The organism is Spirochaetales bacterium (assembly GCA_016930085.1).
In the GTDB taxonomy this organism is placed as follows: domain Bacteria; phylum Spirochaetota; class Spirochaetia; order SZUA-6; family JAFGRV01; genus JAFGHO01.
In genome coordinates this window covers 1-16,905 of sequence record JAFGHO010000066.1, presented here as the reverse complement: position 1 = coordinate 16,905, position 16,905 = coordinate 1, and the positions used below count along the sequence as shown (strand labels likewise).

Here is a 16,905-nt window from a genome sequence, read left to right as displayed (position 1 = left end):
ATAAAAAGCGTTTTCCATACCGTGCATCGGTTTATCGTATTCGATAATTCACTTGAACAATGACAAAGGGGTCAGTATGAAAGATAAATTTCGGGTCGGCATCATCTGCGGCAAACTGGGCGGCGTTGACGGAGTTTCCCTCGAAGTGGAGAAATGGATACAGATCCTGACGGGGCTTGGACACGAGATATTCACGATTGCAGGCAAATATGTCGCCCCCCTTCCCCTTATCCCGAAGGAGAATCAATTCTGTCATATGAGGATCCGCTTCGACTCCCAGGAGCAGCAGGCGTATGAAAAACTGGTCTTTCCCTATATCAGCCCTTCACATATTCCCATCAACTCCAATAAACGGAAAAAGATCATCGAGGAACTCACCATCAAGGGAGAAGAGGTGGCACATGAAATTTACCGATTCATAAAGGAAAACTCGATCGATGTCATTATTGCTGAAAATACAAATGCCATGCCGATGACACTTCTCGGCGCCCTTGCGGTGTATCATCTATCGGTGACGCAGCGTGTGGCCACTATTTTTCACCACCACGACTTCTGGTGGGAACGAAGCAGATTCAGCCACAATCATATCGAAACACTCCTGAATAAAATCATGCCCCCCGCGGACCTTGGCGTCGAACACATCGTTATTTCTTCATACGCCGCCCGGATACTTCAATCGATCAAGCGAGTTCAACCGAAAATCATACCCAATTGCGAGGATTTTACCAACCCGCCCGTGATGGATGACTACAACGGTAATTTCAGAAGCGACCTCGGTTTCAAGGACGGCGATATCCTCATCGTCCAGCCCACGCGGATCGTGAGACGCAAACGTATCGAGGATGCAGTCGAACTCGTCTCGCGATTGCAGCACCAATTCCCTTCTCTTGAAAAGAAGGTTCATTTCATTATCTCCCTCTACCAGGGGGACGAACAGGATGACAGCTATGAAGAGGAAATAAAGCAGCTTGCGGAAAGAAAAAACGTACGCCTTCATCTGATCGCTGATCGTGTCGCTTCACGGCGCAGTTTGAACGACAAAAGGGAACGGATATACACGAACCGTGATGTTCTTATCAATGCCGATTTCATCACCTACCTTCCGTTATGGGAAGGATTCGGCAATGCATTGCTTGAAGCCATTGCCGCCAAAATTCCCGTTGCCGTCAACACATACCTTGTCTATAAAACCGATATAAAAGTGACCGGCGTGAGAAATGTCGAGATTCGCGATCAGTATGATGATAAAGGAAGACTTATCATCCCCGACAGCGCGGTCGACAGAATGAATTATCTCCTCATGCATCCGGAAGAAAAAAAGCGGATCGTCGAAAAAAATTTCAAAATATGCAAAAAGGAATTCGGTTTTGAAACTCTCAAGGATAAGATTGCCGATATGATCGATGAATACAAGAACGAGATTCTCGCTTCGCGCATACGGCTAAAAAAGAGCAAGTTCAACTTCAGCGTATAAAAGAAACAAAGCGTATTAAACGCACCTTATATCGGTATCGATTATATCGATAAAAGATATACCGTTTGCGCGATGCAGGGGTTATTCCTTTCTCACTTTTACATAAATGTACTCGATAAATCCCTTATTGTACAAATACCCCAGTAATCCGGAAATCACGGTGAATCCAATCGTCGTCATTAATCCGCGCATCTTGAAACAATACTTCAGGGCCTCCGTCCTGAACACATTTCTCGAATAGCCCGGGAAAACACTATTACCGATTCGCTTGATAAAAACGATCTTGAATCCGGCGGCATGAAGTTGTCTGCGGTATTCCTCTTCGTTTACCCAGTTTTCATCGGGAATATGCCAGTTCTCAACAATAAGTTTCATGATCTGTTTCTGAAACAGATTCCTTTTTCTGAAATTTTTACCAAGGATTATATCGGCAAGAATCATCTCCCCGTTTTTTTTCAATACACGGTGCGCCGCGGAAAAAAAACATTCCCGGGTTTTAAAGTTTGCCGGTCCCTCAATGCCCATAATATGCGAAAAATATGCTTCCGGGAAATTCAGCACACACGCATCACCATGGCAAAATTTGAGTCTGTCATCGAGACTCAGGGCTTTTGCCTTGTTGTTCGCGTAATCGGTGTGGACTTTGGTGACATCGATTCCGATAACTTCCTCCGGGGTCCATTTCCTGAAATATTCGAATGATTCCGTTCCATATCCGCACGCGACATTCAAAAGACGATCCACATGTTCAATGTCGCTGCTTGCGATAAAAAAATCGATCAGATTTTCCGCAGCCCTGACGTAATTACGCGTATTCCTGTACCAGTAGCCGAAAGAATTATATCGTTCATCATCCGGTTCCGGATAATCGTATTCCCCCCAGTCTTTTCTCAACCCGCTTGAATAAAATTGTTCCACTCTTTTTTCATGCATCGTATTATACTCCCTTCATGCAAAATCGGTATCATTGAAGAACTATAATTCATCCGGCGACATTATTAATCCACCCGTTTTTTTTATAATACCTTTATCGGTTTATGTCAACAAGCAACCAATGTTCATCAAAACGAACCGTGAAAGCCGGTATATCAGAAGTCGTCACCGTCCATTACGGACCTCACTTTCTTGACGATCACCGTTGGTTCGAATGGTTTTTGCAGAAAGTTTATACCCGGATTCTGCATTCCTTCGAGAACAAGCGGATTGTCGATATAACCCGACATATAGATAACGCGTACCTGTGGAATTCGTTTTATTATTTTTGCCGCCAGTTCATAACCGTTCAATTTGCCCGGCATAATGACATCGGTTATCAAAAGATCGATCGACTTATTATGTTTACGGACAATCTTCATCGCCTCCTCGGCATTAGCCGCCGGCAGCACCCGGTATCCGTTTTTTTCGAGGACATTATGAAGCAGGGAACTCACAAGCTGTTCGTCTTCGACAAGGAGAATTGTCTCGGACCCTGAAATCTTGCCGTCCCTGTGATGATGCTGAACCGATACATTTTTCACATCCGGAACCCGTGCGGGAAAATAAAGTTTGAACGTCGTGCCTTTATTCGGCTGACTGCTGACGGTAATATGGCCTTTACTCTGTTTGACAATGCCGTAAACGGTTGAAAGTCCGAGTCCTGTTCCCTTGCTTTTTTCTTTTGTCGTATAAAAGGGCTCGAATATATGACTCTGAACTTCGGGATCCATCCCGATCCCGTTATCACTGACCGAAAGCACGACATACTCCCCCGCGGGCACGTCGTTTATACCGTCACTCCATGGAGAAGAAAAATGAACATTCTCGGTTTTTATTGTCAGTCGGCCGCCCTGCATCATTGCATCCCGTGCGTTGATCGCCAGATTGAGAAGTACCTGTTTCAATTGTCCTTCATCCGCCTTGATGCAGTTGAGGTCTTTTTCATGATAAACGACAAGCCGTATTTGTTCTCCGATAAGGCTGCCGATCATGACCCGGATACTCTCGATGATTGTATTGAGGTTGATTTTCTGGGGATTCATCACCTGTTTTCTGCTGAACGCGAGAAGCTGGCTGGTCAATTCGACTGCCTGATCGGCGGCTTTTTTAATCCCCGACAATTCATCCAAATTCGGATCATCCGGGGGCAATTGTGAAATAATCAGGTGTGTGTAGCCGACAATGACGGTCAGCAGGTTGTTGAAATCATGGGCGATGCTTCCTGCGAGTTTACCGATCGCTTCCATTTTTCTCGTATGAATGAGTTGTTGCTGTGTTTGCTTCAATTCCAAAACCTTTGCCTTGAGATCGCAGAGTAGACTCGATTTACGCCAGGCGGCGGCAACCTGACAGGTAAAGGCGGATATCGCGGGAATATCTTCTTCCGACAAATCGTCGGAGCGGATAATAAGAAGACCGATGACGACATCCTCTGCGATCAACGGTACCGCGATGGCGTTTTCCAGAACAAAAAGAAATTCCATATATTCATAGACGCCCTCTTTTATAGGCTCACTCGGCGTGAGGATATCGGAATTGATGAAAATATTTTTACGTTTAAGGAGGGCTTCCTTGATCGTCTTCGATTCTTTCAATGAAAACCTGACCGGTATCAGCGTTTCATCGCGGTTGATTAAAAACTCTTTGCCCGATTTACGGTCGAAACAATATTCCACCAGCAGCATCTGTGTCGCCCGGTCATAGATAAAGAGGGCGCATGAACAATCGAGATTTTTTAATTTCATCCCCGCGATCGTAAAAACTTCATCGAGGGAATATGTCTGTTCCATTGCAAGCGCAGCCTCGTGCAGGGCATTGAGGATTCGCTCGGTCCGTTTTCGCTTTGTGATATCGGTAACGATACCCAGAATCGCATCCTCGCCATCGTAACGTATTAGGGTGGTCGTATTGATCGCTTCGATTTGCCTGCCGTCTTTTGTTACCAGTGTATATTCGTAGGCGGGAATATTCTCCCCTTTGATATGCCGGGCATACTTTTCCTTTATCATTTCGATATTGTCTTCGGCGATAAGGCGGTAGAAGAAAAAGTATGGATTATAAAGCTCTTCGCGGCTGTAACCCATAATCTCTTCACACTTTTTGTTTGCATAGACGATCTTGCCCTTGCGGTTGATGAAAATCATATTCGGCGACTGTTCCGCGAGGTTTCTGAATTTTGCTTCCGACTCCCGAAGAACCTCTTCCGTTTTTCGCCGTTCCGCCACCTCTTTCCTTAACTCCCTTGTCCGATCATCCACCCGTTTCTCGATTTCAGCATAGGCGGACTTCAATTCCCTTGTCCGCTCCTCGACCTCCTGCTCGAGTTCCTCCATGATATTTTTAAGGGGATTGAAAATCTGACGCTTGAATATTCCATATCCCAGAATCCCCATACTTACCGTATTGGTGATGGAAAGGATCGGTAAGGGTATTTCAAGAATTCCTCCCAGAAAATAGCCGCAGACAAAAATGATCAGGCTTATCGGAAAAAATATCTCCCTTTTCCGCTTTCCCCTTTTCCAGAAAAGGATATATGCCCAGAGAATATATCCGATGACGAGCATCCCGCCGATAAGTCCCCATGGATTGACATCCAGAAGGACCGTTCCGTTCGGGGCAAGTACGATATTTTCAATCACCTTGTTCTGAAAAAGAGGAATCGCGTAGACAGCCAGAATGATAAAACCGGCATACGCGCATATATCGATAATTACTGACTTGACGGAAAGATACCGTGTCGTAAAAAGAAGCAGCAGGGAGCCGGTCAGACAGATAAAGAAAATCCCAATATTGAGAAGGAGGTGCGGATTCCCTTTCCCGATCCAGAGGGAAAGACGGAGAAGAAGCCCGCAAATCGTCCACCCCGCGACGGAAAAAACAAATCCGGCAAAATACCGGTTATGGGATAATCGAGGATTACTGATGATGATTAAAAGAAAAATCGCACACGCAACGACCGTCGATACACTGAGTGCCGCAATATCGAGCCAAAAAAGAAAAGGCAACTCTTTACATCCTCCTTAATTATCTTATCGGCATCATATCATATTTTTAGCGTCTATCTCAATACTATTTTAACGAACGGGAATATCGGATGTTTCACGGTTTTTTCCTCAAAATATTTCCCCCGTCATTTGTTTTTTCCTCTGCGATGCTTTATAGTATGAAATAAAGGTAAACGATCATGAAAAAATATGTTATAACCGCCATATGCCTGCTTGTCATTGCCGTCACCTCCTGCGATTTTACCCCGCTTTCTCTGCTGCGGAAGTGGAACGGATCTTCGACGATAACGCTGGATAACGGCGGTGCGGTGTCATATTATACGGGAACAGTGCTTGAGTTCGCGCTATATTCGGACGAAAGCTGCCTGCTCGAGATCACCGACTCCTTTCTGACAGGGACGGAGAGTTCCACAACCAAAAGCTACAGCGGATGGTATGCCTATGACGAAGACAGCCGTATCCTCGATGCGTCACTGACCCTGTCCGCCATCGACGAAATGTCGGTTTCGCCGGCTATGGCTTACACGATGTCGATATCGGACGGCTTCGATATCGAAAGCCACAGCGGAACATTGGAAGGGGATATTTCAGACGGGGACATGGAAGGTGTGCCCGGCTTGTCCGTCACAATCACCCTCGACCTGAACAAGGTGGAATAATGGTCTTTCGAGAACTTTTTCCGGAGTAAAAATATAATGAGAAAACGAATAATATTTTTGGGGATAGCGATCATCCTCGTGCTGTTGTCGACGGGCTGCGAAGAATTGTTCAAAGCGCTTTTCGGCGGTATCGATATCACCGGCCCGGAAGACGGGACGCTCACCGCTTCGTCGAGAATCACGGTGAGTGTGAAGGCCTATTATGACGATATCGATTATATCGATCTCGAAGTCAACGGCAGCGTCGTCCACACGACGAGCGAAAGCGAATTCGACTGCACGGTGACCCTTTCACCGGGAAGTAACACGATTACCGCCGTCTGCTATACCGGGATCGACGATTACGCGGGAGAGGATTCGATCACCGTATACTATGACGCGTATCCGCCGGTCATCACGATAACCCAGCCCGTTTCGAACTGGAGTATTGTCGCGACGGCCGACCTCGATATCCAGGGAACCGTGACGGATGCATACGGGGTGGCCTCCTTTTCGTATCTGGACGGGACATCCTACCAATCACTCGATGTTACCGGCAACGACTGGAATCTTCCCCTTACCGGTCTCACTGAAGGAACATATTCATACATGTTCAGGGCACGGGATACGGTCGGCCACAGCGTTGTCAGAACGATCACGTTCACCGTCGATCTGCCGTAACCAGGCATCCCCGTCTTTCAGTCAAACGGCTAGAGACTACCACGGCACCGGATCGTCTTTCAATTCGGTATTCCATAATTCCTCGAAGCTTACGATGAGTTTTTTTGTCAGAGGCTGTTCGGCCGCGGAAAAACATGAGGTCACCTGTTTGAGGTTCTTGAAACCGGGGATAACGGTCGAGATTCCGGCGAAAGAGAGTACAAATCCCAGCGCCGTTTTGATATACGATTCCCCGGGACTGTCCGATATGCCGAACATTGCCATGAGATTTCCCACTTTCCGGACAAGGATTTCGCGGCGGGCCTTTATTTCAGGCGTCCATCTTCTTCTCAAATCGGTAAATATGGTGTTTCCGTCATACCTGCCGGAAAGCCACCCCGAATCGAACGGCACCTTCACAATAAGTCCCACCCCCTTTGCCTCCGCCCTGCCGAATGCCGTTTTCGGTTCCTGATGGAAGATATTGAAAAGGACCTCTATCACCCTGCTTTTGGTATTATCGATAAGGGCAAAAAGTTCATGACTCCAGTCGAGGGAGGCCCCATAGGCGCGAATTTTCCCTTCCTCTTTAAGCCGTTCGAACACCTCATAGTGGGGGGCGGATGCCGAAAGGAGTTCCCCGGGCGGATTATGCAGGATAAGGGAATCGATATAATCTGTTTTCAATCTGCCGAGACTCTTCTCGACGCTTTCCCGGATCAATGCAGGATCGAAGTTCCTGCCCGTTTCTCCCGGATAATGGCCGCACTTCGTGTTGATGATGACCTCCTCCCTCCTGCCGGAAAAAGCCACACCGAGAATTTCCTCACTTTTTCCCCCGCCATAGAGGGGTGCCGTGTCAAAAAAATTACACCCCGCATCACGGGCGGCATGAACAAGCGATACGGCTTCCTGTAATGACATCCGGCCGCGGGCATATTCATCCCCGATCTGAAACGCTCCGAATCCAATTTCCGAAACCATCAATCCGGTATTTCCCAATTGTCTTCTTTTCATGTCATCTTTTCCTTTTTTTCCTTATCCATAACATCAATGTCGGAAACAGCAAGACACAGAGTCCCGCGAGTAAAAACCACGGGAACCAGTCTCCCGTCATGGTATAAAAGGTGAGGTTTCCATCGGGAAGCGGAACATCGACGACATAATAGCCTTCCTCGTAATACGGCAGTCTCTTTTTTATCCTTCCGTTAATATCGATGTAACAGGTCAGCCCCGATGTGGTTGTCCGTAGCAGCGGCCGGGCGTTTTCCACCGCCCTGAACAAGGCATTGACCGCATGCTGTTTTCCTTCGACCGGTGAAAGCGACCAGAAATCATTGGAAAGATTCATGATCACATCCGCCCCGTCTCTCACGAACAACGCTATTTCAGCGGGAAAAACATCCTCATAGCAGATCGGTGTAAAAAAAGAAAATTTCGGGTGACGGAATATTACCCGTGTTTCTCCCTTCTCCCACCAGTTGATATCGAACTCTTTAAGCATCCTGTACAGCCATGGCAGTTCCTTTTCGTACGGAAAATATTCGGTAAATGGAACAAGGTGAATTTTATAATAACGCCGGACCACCTCACCGTCAGGCGAAAGCAACATGGCGGCGTTGTACGCATCGAGAAACTCCTCGGGCCCCGCGTTTCGGGCAAACTCTCTATCCTTGTATTCCACCGTCCCGGTGAGAAGCCAGGTACCGGTTGACTCCTGAAATTCACGGAGGTTTCTTGCGGCAATCGCTTCAGGGAATGCCAGATAATCGAGATCGAACGAGCCTTCGGGCCATACGATGAGATCGGGCTTTTGTTCCAGCGCTTTCTGAGTGATTTTTATAAGCGTTTCCATGACCTGGTACGTCGAGTGCTTTCGCGGGTCCATACTGTCCTGGATCTGGGCGATGCGGACCGTTCTTCCATTCCCCACCGTCGCATTCCGGTTCGTGACACCGAGATAGATGAAACCGGCCGAAAGCACGAGAATAAAGAGTCCACCGAACAGGCCCAGGGGGAAAAGCATGCCTTTTCGTTTATTATCCAGCAGTGAGTTGACAAGATGTGCCGCCGCCGAATTGGCTAAAACAACAATAAAGGTAATCCCCCACACCCCGGTTATCGCCGCTGTCTGTATCAGCGGGACAAATCCGTATTGCGAGGTGCCGAACATTCCCCACGGGTAGCCGGCGAATCCGATTGACTGGAGATAATCGAATACCACCCAGGCGGCCGGGAAGACCAGAAAACGAAGCGGCCCCGCACGGCGGTACAACCACACTGCCGGAATCATAAAGATGAGATATGAGATGAGAAAAATAATCATCACGATCTGGAGAGAGACAAGGTTGAAGGTTCCCAGCCAGTAGCTGTTGAATACCGTATGACAGGTGCCGAAGAGTGTCCCGTAGAAGACACATGATGCATAAGAGTTCTTTTCCATCACCATGAACAGCGGGATCAGACTGATATACCCAAGTATCGCCCATCCTGAGATATCGAGAAAATTCGGAAGGGAGAGGGAGGCGAGCAGCGCGGAGAAGACGGTTAGCGGAAAAGCCCATAATACTCTGAAGTCCCCGTTAATGATGTTCTCCATTCCCAATCGTTTCCGCTTTACTCTCATCCAGATGAAACAGTAACAACTCAAACCGAGAAGCGGCATATACCTGAAGACGGCGTTCAATCGTTCCTGTTCGGTACTTGTCGCCAGGTGTACTTTCCCGCCCGTTGCCATGAATTTCTGCACATAGTCCATATTTGCGTTTGAGGCATAAATATAGGAGAAAATAAAAAGCAGGAGTGAGTACATCAGCAGCAATTCCGGTATCCGCATCGATAACCTGTCAATTGTTCGGGCAAGACGATCCCTTTCACGGATGAACGGGATATGAAATCCTTGTACGAGAAGAAACATGCCGAAAAGTGCATGAAAAAACAGTGCGAAAAAGTAGAGTATTTCCGGCAGGGAATAGTTTTTTTCACTACCGTCAAGCTTTCCGATCAATACCGGTATTTTCGCGATCAACTCCTCCGCGCTTCCGGCCGTAACTTTTTCTTTCAGCACGCCTTCGGCCAGCTTTGTAATGTGGACATTGACGAACAACTCATATGAGTCTTCAAAGATATATATATAACCCATAATAAACTTGTCTGCGCCGATTATTTTTGCAGCTTCAGCATACCGCGCGCTCGAAGGGGTTTTCATGACTTCAGCGAGTGTCGTTCCGTTCCGCTCGAGTTCTCTTTCGGCGTATTCCCGTTCGATCACGATATACCTTCTCGATCCGTCAAGCCGGCGCGAAAATTGTGTTCGTATTAGGTCGATTTCCGGGCCTTCTTTGACGCAATACAGTGGATATATAAAAACAGTGGATTTCACATCAAGCACGATCGGCCCGTAAAAGCAGAGGATCAGAAGTATGAATGAGCAAAGAAGAAAGAGTATGCCTGTAATAATTAACGGTGATATAGCGTGTTTCATGAATAAACACATGTTTTTACGGCAGAATTTCGTTCATGCTACCCCTTGATTGCTCCTGCCACAACACCCTTTGATATCTGTTTGTTGAAGATAAAATATATTATCATCGCCGGGAGAACCGCGATCACAAGCGCGGCGATCTGCCAGCCGTACTGGGTACTCGTCTGACTGGAAAACGAGAAGACCCCGACGGGGAGCGATTTTGTCGACTCGGAACTCGCGAGGACCAGAACGAGGAGGAACTCGTTCCATATCCCGAGGGCCTGGATAATCCCGATCGTAACGGCGACAGGAATCGACATGGGCAGAATGATACTGATAAAGGTATGCATGGTCGACGCCCCGTCGATATGGGCCGATTCGATGAGACTGTCGGGGAGTCCGCCGAGAAACTGGGTGGAAAGCATGACGGACATCGGCAATCCGAACGCGATATAGACAAGGATAATACCGAAATGGGTATCGGTCAGGTTGACCGATGATAACATGAGAAACAACGGTATAATGACCGAATTGATACTCAAAAGATAACCGAGGCCGATAAGACCCCCGATAAAGAACGACATCCGGGGGAACTTCATCTTGCTCAACGCAAAACCGACCATCAATCCCAGGATGATGATGAAAAAAGTCGAAACGCCGGAATATAGAACACTATTGATAAACTTGAATCCAAGTCCCCCGCGGTTGAAGGATGAAATAAAATTAAACCATATCGTGTCCCAGCTGATCTTCAGCTGCATGTGAAACGGAAGCTGTGATACTGAAAGCCGTTCTCCGACTTTGAGATTCGCGATTTCGGGCGGCAGCTCCTCTTTTACCAGAAAAAATACCATCAAACGGCGCTGCGGGGCGATCGTCGTCGATTCGACAATAAGCCGCTCCCGCTTGTCGATATCGATGTCATAATCCGGAATGACATTCAACTGGGGAGGAATAACGACATATTCGTCATTATAATTGTCGAACAGGTCGTGGGGAAGAGAGAACGGATTCAGCGTTATCTCTTCATTTGATTTGAACGATGTATAGAGCATCCATATGAGGGGAATAACGGTGATGATAGTCCATGAAACAAATACGATATAGGAAATCACCTTTGTGGTAAACCTGTTTATTTTGAAAATATTGAAAATGATATCGATGACGGCCCCGGCTATCGTATAAACGACAACGGTGGCAATCCACACAAACATCATCTCGAAGATTGATTTGTCTTTTATACCGACGACGGTGATGATCCCCGCGATGATCCCGGCTGCAAAAAGAAGGATCGTACAGAGTCTGCTGCGTTTGTATATGCCCATGAACCACGTAAAAAATGTCTTGACGGCGTTCATGATTTTGTTTCCCGCTGAATGACCGTTAACCTTTTGATCACCCATATTTATGCTCCTCCCCGACACCCAATCGATTTGCAATAAAATTACTCAAGAGAATGAGCGTCACGCTTATCAAGACAATCGCGTTTGAAATCGCGCTTCCATAGGCAAACCGCATCGGATTTCTGTAATCTTCAAAAGCGGTTTGATACATAAAAATAGGGAGCACCATCGCGTTGCGTCGTGTAATACCGCGGGTGGTCATCCCGAAGATAAGTTCGAAACCGCGTAACGAACCGGCAATCGCGAGAATGACCGCGATCAAAATTGCGGTCGACAACACCGGTACCATGATTTTTACGAATATCTGGGGTTCCGAAGCCCCGTCGATCTGCGCCGCCTCGATCATCGAATCGTCGATCTTTTGAAGATTGGCCAGAAAAATCAGCATATAAAATCCCGTGTACATCCAGATGAGGGCGAACCCGATGGGAATCATGACCGTCTCCGGTTTGATCATCAGATCGAATTGGGCGGCCGGATTATGCGAAAGTGTCTGGATCAATACGGCGATAGGGCCGTCCGCCTGAAAGAGACGTTTAAAAAGTATCCCGATGACGATCGTCGAGAGAAACTGGGGAAGAAACACCATGGACTGGAAAAAGCTTCGTGACCGTATCTGTTTTCGGAAAAGGATATACGCAAGGATAAATCCGATCGGTATTTGTCCGAAAACGGATACCGCAACAACGATCATGTTGTTTTTGAAAGCATGCCAGAAAAGCGGATCGGTAAACATCGTATTATATTGAAGAAATCCGATAAAATTCCAGGCCCCCCCACGGACCGTCGGATTGAAATCCGTAAAACTGAGCCACACCGAATAGACGATCGGATAGGCGATGATGAATAGATAAATCAGAAGCGCAGGTCCGACAAATCCGATATATGTCAGAATCATTTTGTAATTACGCGTTTTCATCGATTAAGTCCCCCAAATAAAGGGGGAGCATTTTCCGCTCCCCCTTTTTCATTTCAAAAGAAACAGATTTATTAGTCAACTCTATTTAAGGAGTGACTGAACCTCATTAGCAACATCCTGTGCCGTTGCCGTACCGGAAGCGATTTTCTGCATACCGGCATTGAGTGCGTCGTTCGGAGCACCGCTTAAGAAAGCGTCGATAACGTCGGTGTTCTGTGCGTTCTGTGCGAGGCTGACTTTCTGCTTTACTATACTCGGAAGATCGTCGGGCACTTTGTAGTTTTTAAGAATAGGAGCAACGATGGCGCCGTCTCTCAGCCGCTGTGTCGTCTCCGGTTCGCTGTAGAAGTATTTGACGAACTTGAGGGCCGCGTCGCGAACGGCGGGATCGGCAGCGCCGGCCTTGGTAATGCCGTAACCGACCTGGATAGCCGCTGCAACAGAACCGGCCATATTTGCTTTTTCACCCGGGAACTTCGGCCATGCGAGCATGAGGGTATTGTCGGCAACGGTCGGATCGATACCGCCGGCAGCCCACTGTCCCTGAACCATGAAAAGGGCCTTTTCCGTGCTGAAATTGGAAATATTGGCGCCATAGTCAACGAGTACCGCTTTTTCGGAAATGACGCCGTCTTTTCTCATCCGTGTGATCATCGCGAGTGAGTCGACGAATACCTTGTCCGTGAACTTGTTCTGGCCGTCAACGGCTTTGGAAACCCAGTGCGCGTCGCCTGAAAGACGTGCGATAATACAAGACATAAGACATGAACCCCATGCCCATCCGTCCGCGCCGTCGATCGAGACAACATCGAGACCGGCTGCCTTGGCTTTGGGAACCATTGCAACGAGATCTTCGTAGGTCGTCGGTGTGGTGAAACCGAGTGATTCCACGAGTTTTTTGTTCATGTAAAGAACTGTACAGATGTTTGACGTTCCGAGAGGAATTTCATAAATCTCGCCGTTCGGACCCATATCGGGAATCAGACTCATGTCATAGTAATTTGTGTCCATGAACGGTCTGTGATCGACCTGCTGGCCGGCTTCTTTCCACGGAAGACCCCAGCGTGCATCAGCGCCCATGTAAGCCAGATGGGGGACATCGCCTGAAGCCAAACGGGCGGTTACTTTCTGGTGATATGCTTCATCATAAAGCATTTCATACTGGATATCGATATTCGGATTTTCTTTTTCAAATGCCTCAACGATACGAACCCAGTTTTGCCCTTCCTGATTGGAATTGTCACCATACGCCATCGCCTTCACAACGACTTTCTGGTCGCCTTTTGGCTGGGTTCCGGCAAACGCAGTGGCTCCCAGCACGACCAACACTAATAACATTATTAATGCTTTTTTCATAGGAAAACCTCCTTAGATTTTTTGTGGACAGTTGACACGAACTGCCCTTTGATACCGCTATAAACGTATCCGTCCGGATACGCCGTTATTACCCATTTACAGTATGGCTTGTTCATCTTATTATGAAACAAGCAGTATCCGGTCACACCCGTTCCTCCATAAAAGCCTTTCGGGTTTATCATCTTTTTTGCATAACTATTTACTGTAATCCGATTGGCGTAAATAAATATGCAAATAATAACGCCTGTTATGTATAATTACGCATAAAACAGGTAAACCCGACAGACGTTTAACCTGTATGCCTCCCTTTTCCCTTTCAGCGGCCTGAAAAGGGGCGATCATGTGTTTTTCCGGTACCGTTTTCCCGTGCGTGTACAGGTATTTCCCGTTTTATACCCCTTGTTATTTTATTGTTGCTGTTTATAAAGGAAAAAAAGCGGAGGAAGAAACTGTTTCTTAACTTTTTTCTTACGTGTTTCATATCTTTTATGTGTAAAAATTACCGTTGGCATTATTTCTACACGTCTTTATATAATCTGTCAATAGCTTTTAAACACAATTTTATTGAAAATCACTATAATCATCAACTATTTTTCTCAATATTCAGATATTATTCAATCGTTCCTGGTATATGAAAACTTTTTGATGAATATTATTTTTTATTACGTTACATATGTTCAGTATAAGATGATTCGATTATACTCAATTTAGGGGAAAAAAGGGATGACTTTTCCGATAGCGTCGATAAAAAAAGCGTACGGCCGGCATTCATAAGGCCATACGCTTTATATACGGTTATTATGAATCCCCTTATTCCTTTATAAAATATGCGGCCGTAAAAAAGGTTCCCGCCCAGTAATCGATACCGGTTTCGGTGGATGTATAGTCATCCCATTTGTCACTGAACGCCGTCGCTCCCGATGGTCCGCCGATCGTCGCACCGGTGAGTTCAGTAGCGGCATACGAGGAGAGTTCAGGCACATTTTTGCCGTCCGGATTGGCCGCCCTGTGGTGGGGATGCTGCGGATATTTCGTCAACCATCGGTCATCGGCATTTCCCACGACAAAACTCATACCGAACTGGTTTCGTCCGAACACCCAGTTCATCTGATCTTTCGCGATCTTAAGCATACTGTCGTCCGAAGGATCGAGATCGTGCGCCAGAGCCGCCGTCGCGGCGACACCCATCATGTACCGGCACGTTCCCCAGCCGTAATCCCATTTTCTGCCGTAAACGTCGGCTGCGGCTGCGGACTCGTTCACATCGAGTTTCAGCCATTCGATACATTCGTCTTTCGTGACGATGAGTGTATCGACTTCCGGTTCGCTATTATCGACGGTCGGCGCGTGTTGATGGTATGAGTGAAGTGCGAGGGCAAAGATATTGGGGAATGAAAGCACGTAATATGCGGCAAACTGCCACTTGTTCTCGACATGCATCCAGTACGCCGCACCGGTCGAATCGTTGATATAATAATCATCCCCGGTCGCCCGGTAGAGCATGATACCCGCGAAGGCCATGTCATCGTCCATCCGGCCGTCTGCCTGGTAGTACCCCTTACCGCCGGAATAACCGCTTTGACCGTACCTGGCAGCGCCGATTTTATAAATGTCCTCCGCCGCATCAAGGCATCGTGAGGCATATGACGCGTCGTGGCGGTCATAGACAATCGCCATCATGGCAAGGGAAGCGGCGAACCGGCCCGCAACGCCGGAAGTAATGTCGCTCCATACTTCACGGGGCGCCCCGCCCTTTGACTGTCCGAAGTCGTCCTGGTATTCCGGTTTATGCCACCACGAGTGGTCGTCGTCTCCGTCCCCGACCTGATAGTACATCCTGTTGGATGATATGAGACCGTCCTGCACAGAGGCATCGTAGAGGTTGAGTAGATAATCCGTTGCCACTTTCGCTTCATTGAGGACATCGGGAATTCCGTCCGGTTGTGGACTGTCGTACGTTCCGTTATAGCTCATGCCATACACATCGCCAAAGCTGTCGGGGAACGCGATATATGAATAGAGAAGCATTGCCGCGGCATAGCCCAAAGTCCCGCCGAACTTGACATGGTCGCCGCAGTCATGCCATCCTCCGGCGAGTTCCCCCGCCCTGCCGCTTCCGAGGATACTCCCGTCGAGGGTATGACAGTGATCATGGATCCAGGAATCATACGGTCCGCAGCGGTTGGCTCCGTAAACCCTGAGTGTATAGTAAAGGACTTTGCCGTACATATCGTCCCGTATCTCGAATTGGGGTGAGGGTTCGTTTCCCGCCGTCATATAATAAGTACCAGGTGTTGTCAGGTCTGAAAAGTCTGCGGCGTAGAGTGTTTCACCGGTTGCGCTGTCCGAACCGAGACTCGAACAGGAACCTGAAAAGACACTGCTTCCCGTCATCACATCGTATATGGTAAAGGTGCCGCCGGAACCGGCGACAACGGCGACCTTGTAATCATCATCCGACTCATACCCTGCCTGGTTCAGCCTGATTTTTGCCGCGCCGAGGGAATTCAGGCTTCCCGGCGTCGGAACGCTGCCGGCGGGGGTTTGAACCGGCGTTACCTGGGGCGGAGCGGTCGCCTGCGGGTTTGTCGGTTCAGGTGTTTCTCCGCACGGGAACTCGGAGATAAGCCCGACATAATACCGGGCGATCAGAAGTGCATCGACGATAGTGACGGCGCCGTCACAATTTGTATCAGCCGCCTGAAGTGAAAAATTCGAAGGGCCAAGGCCCACATAATACTGTGCAACCAGGAGGGCATCGACGATATTGACAGTACCGTCCCGGTTGACATCTCCAAGTTGTTGCGCCGAAAGCGAGAAAATACCTCCAGTTAAAAGAACAAGACAAAACAAAAACACCTTGTAATTCACGCTTTTTTGTATTGGATTACCTTTCATGAAATACCACCTTTCTTTTTTCTCATAGGAAACGGCATTTCGACGGGGAATGCCGCTTCTGCGGGGAATGCCGCTTCTGCGGGGAATGCCGCTTCTGCGGGGAATGCCGCT

Annotated in this window: 11 protein-coding genes; 3 read left to right on the top strand and 8 right to left on the bottom strand. The window is 47.8% G+C overall.

Going from position 1 to position 16,905, the window contains the following annotated elements:
- Nucleotides 1-76: 76 nt before the first annotated feature.
- Nucleotides 77-1,474: a glycosyltransferase family 4 protein gene (locus JW881_11765; GenBank protein MBN1698182.1), complete on the top strand. Its 1,398-nt coding sequence runs from the start codon at nt 77-79 to the stop codon at nt 1,472-1,474.
- Nucleotides 1,475-1,555: 81 nt separating this feature from the next.
- Here JW881_11765 and JW881_11760 read toward each other — a convergent pair whose 3' ends face one another.
- Together JW881_11760 and JW881_11755 are read right to left on the bottom strand one after the other, a co-directional pair.
- A complete protein-coding gene (locus JW881_11760) occupies nt 1,556-2,407 on the bottom strand; it encodes a methyltransferase domain-containing protein (protein ID MBN1698181.1) in 852 nt (283 codons plus the stop codon).
- Between the two features lie 155 nt (nt 2,408-2,562).
- The gene (locus tag JW881_11755; GenBank protein MBN1698180.1) at nt 2,563-5,454 is read right to left on the bottom strand and encodes a PAS domain S-box protein; all 2,892 of its coding nucleotides are present in this window, start codon (nt 5,452-5,454) and stop codon (nt 2,563-2,565) included.
- Between the two features lie 179 nt (nt 5,455-5,633).
- Here JW881_11755 and JW881_11750 point away from each other — a divergent pair, with 179 nt between their 5' ends.
- Complete coding sequence (locus JW881_11750) at nt 5,634-6,113, top strand: hypothetical protein (protein ID MBN1698179.1); 480 nt, start codon at nt 5,634-5,636, stop codon at nt 6,111-6,113.
- Nucleotides 6,114-6,149: 36 nt separating this feature from the next.
- Complete coding sequence (locus JW881_11745) at nt 6,150-6,773, top strand: hypothetical protein (GenBank protein ID MBN1698178.1); 624 nt, start codon at nt 6,150-6,152, stop codon at nt 6,771-6,773.
- A 36-nt stretch (nt 6,774-6,809) separates the two neighbouring features.
- Here JW881_11745 and JW881_11740 read toward each other — a convergent pair whose 3' ends face one another.
- The 6 genes from JW881_11740 to JW881_11715 form a co-directional block, all read right to left on the bottom strand.
- A complete protein-coding gene (locus JW881_11740; GenBank protein MBN1698177.1) occupies nt 6,810-7,769 on the bottom strand; it encodes an aldo/keto reductase in 960 nt (319 codons plus the stop codon).
- A gap of 1 nt (nt 7,770) precedes the next feature.
- Nucleotides 7,771-10,236, bottom strand: coding sequence for an apolipoprotein N-acyltransferase (lnt, locus tag JW881_11735; GenBank protein MBN1698176.1), 2,466 nt, complete (start codon nt 10,234-10,236; stop codon nt 7,771-7,773).
- A 38-nt stretch (nt 10,237-10,274) separates the two neighbouring features.
- Nucleotides 10,275-11,432: a carbohydrate ABC transporter permease gene (locus JW881_11730; GenBank protein MBN1698175.1), complete on the bottom strand. Its 1,158-nt coding sequence runs from the start codon at nt 11,430-11,432 to the stop codon at nt 10,275-10,277.
- Nucleotides 11,433-11,613: 181 nt separating this feature from the next.
- Nucleotides 11,614-12,540, bottom strand: a complete 927-nt coding sequence (locus tag JW881_11725) for a sugar ABC transporter permease (GenBank protein MBN1698174.1) — start codon at nt 12,538-12,540, stop codon at nt 11,614-11,616.
- 81 nt (nt 12,541-12,621) lie between these two features.
- The gene (locus JW881_11720; protein ID MBN1698173.1) at nt 12,622-13,896 is read right to left on the bottom strand and encodes an extracellular solute-binding protein; all 1,275 of its coding nucleotides are present in this window, start codon (nt 13,894-13,896) and stop codon (nt 12,622-12,624) included.
- 810 nt (nt 13,897-14,706) lie between these two features.
- The gene (locus JW881_11715; protein MBN1698172.1) at nt 14,707-16,794 is read right to left on the bottom strand and encodes a glycoside hydrolase family 9 protein; all 2,088 of its coding nucleotides are present in this window, start codon (nt 16,792-16,794) and stop codon (nt 14,707-14,709) included.
- Nucleotides 16,795-16,905 lie beyond the last annotated feature (111 nt).

Excerpts from the sequence above, each read along its gene's own strand:
- JW881_11765 (MBN1698182.1), top strand. The coding sequence starts at position 77 with ATGAAAGATAAATTTCGGGTCGGCATCATCTGCGGCAAACTGGGCGGC.
- JW881_11760 (MBN1698181.1), bottom strand. The coding sequence starts at position 2,407 with ATGCATGAAAAAAGAGTGGAACAATTTTATTCAAGCGGGTTGAGAAAA.
- JW881_11750 (MBN1698179.1), top strand. The coding sequence starts at position 5,634 with ATGAAAAAATATGTTATAACCGCCATATGCCTGCTTGTCATTGCCGTC.
- JW881_11745 (MBN1698178.1), top strand. The coding sequence starts at position 6,150 with ATGAGAAAACGAATAATATTTTTGGGGATAGCGATCATCCTCGTGCTG.
- JW881_11740 (MBN1698177.1), bottom strand. The coding sequence starts at position 7,769 with ATGAAAAGAAGACAATTGGGAAATACCGGATTGATGGTTTCGGAAATT.
- lnt (MBN1698176.1), bottom strand. The coding sequence starts at position 10,236 with ATGAAACACGCTATATCACCGTTAATTATTACAGGCATACTCTTTCTT.
- JW881_11730 (MBN1698175.1), bottom strand. The coding sequence starts at position 11,432 with ATGTTTGTGTGGATTGCCACCGTTGTCGTTTATACGATAGCCGGGGCC.
- JW881_11725 (MBN1698174.1), bottom strand. The coding sequence starts at position 12,540 with ATGAAAACGCGTAATTACAAAATGATTCTGACATATATCGGATTTGTC.
- JW881_11720 (MBN1698173.1), bottom strand. The coding sequence starts at position 13,896 with ATGAAAAAAGCATTAATAATGTTATTAGTGTTGGTCGTGCTGGGAGCC.
- JW881_11715 (MBN1698172.1), bottom strand. The coding sequence starts at position 16,794 with ATGAAAGGTAATCCAATACAAAAAAGCGTGAATTACAAGGTGTTTTTG.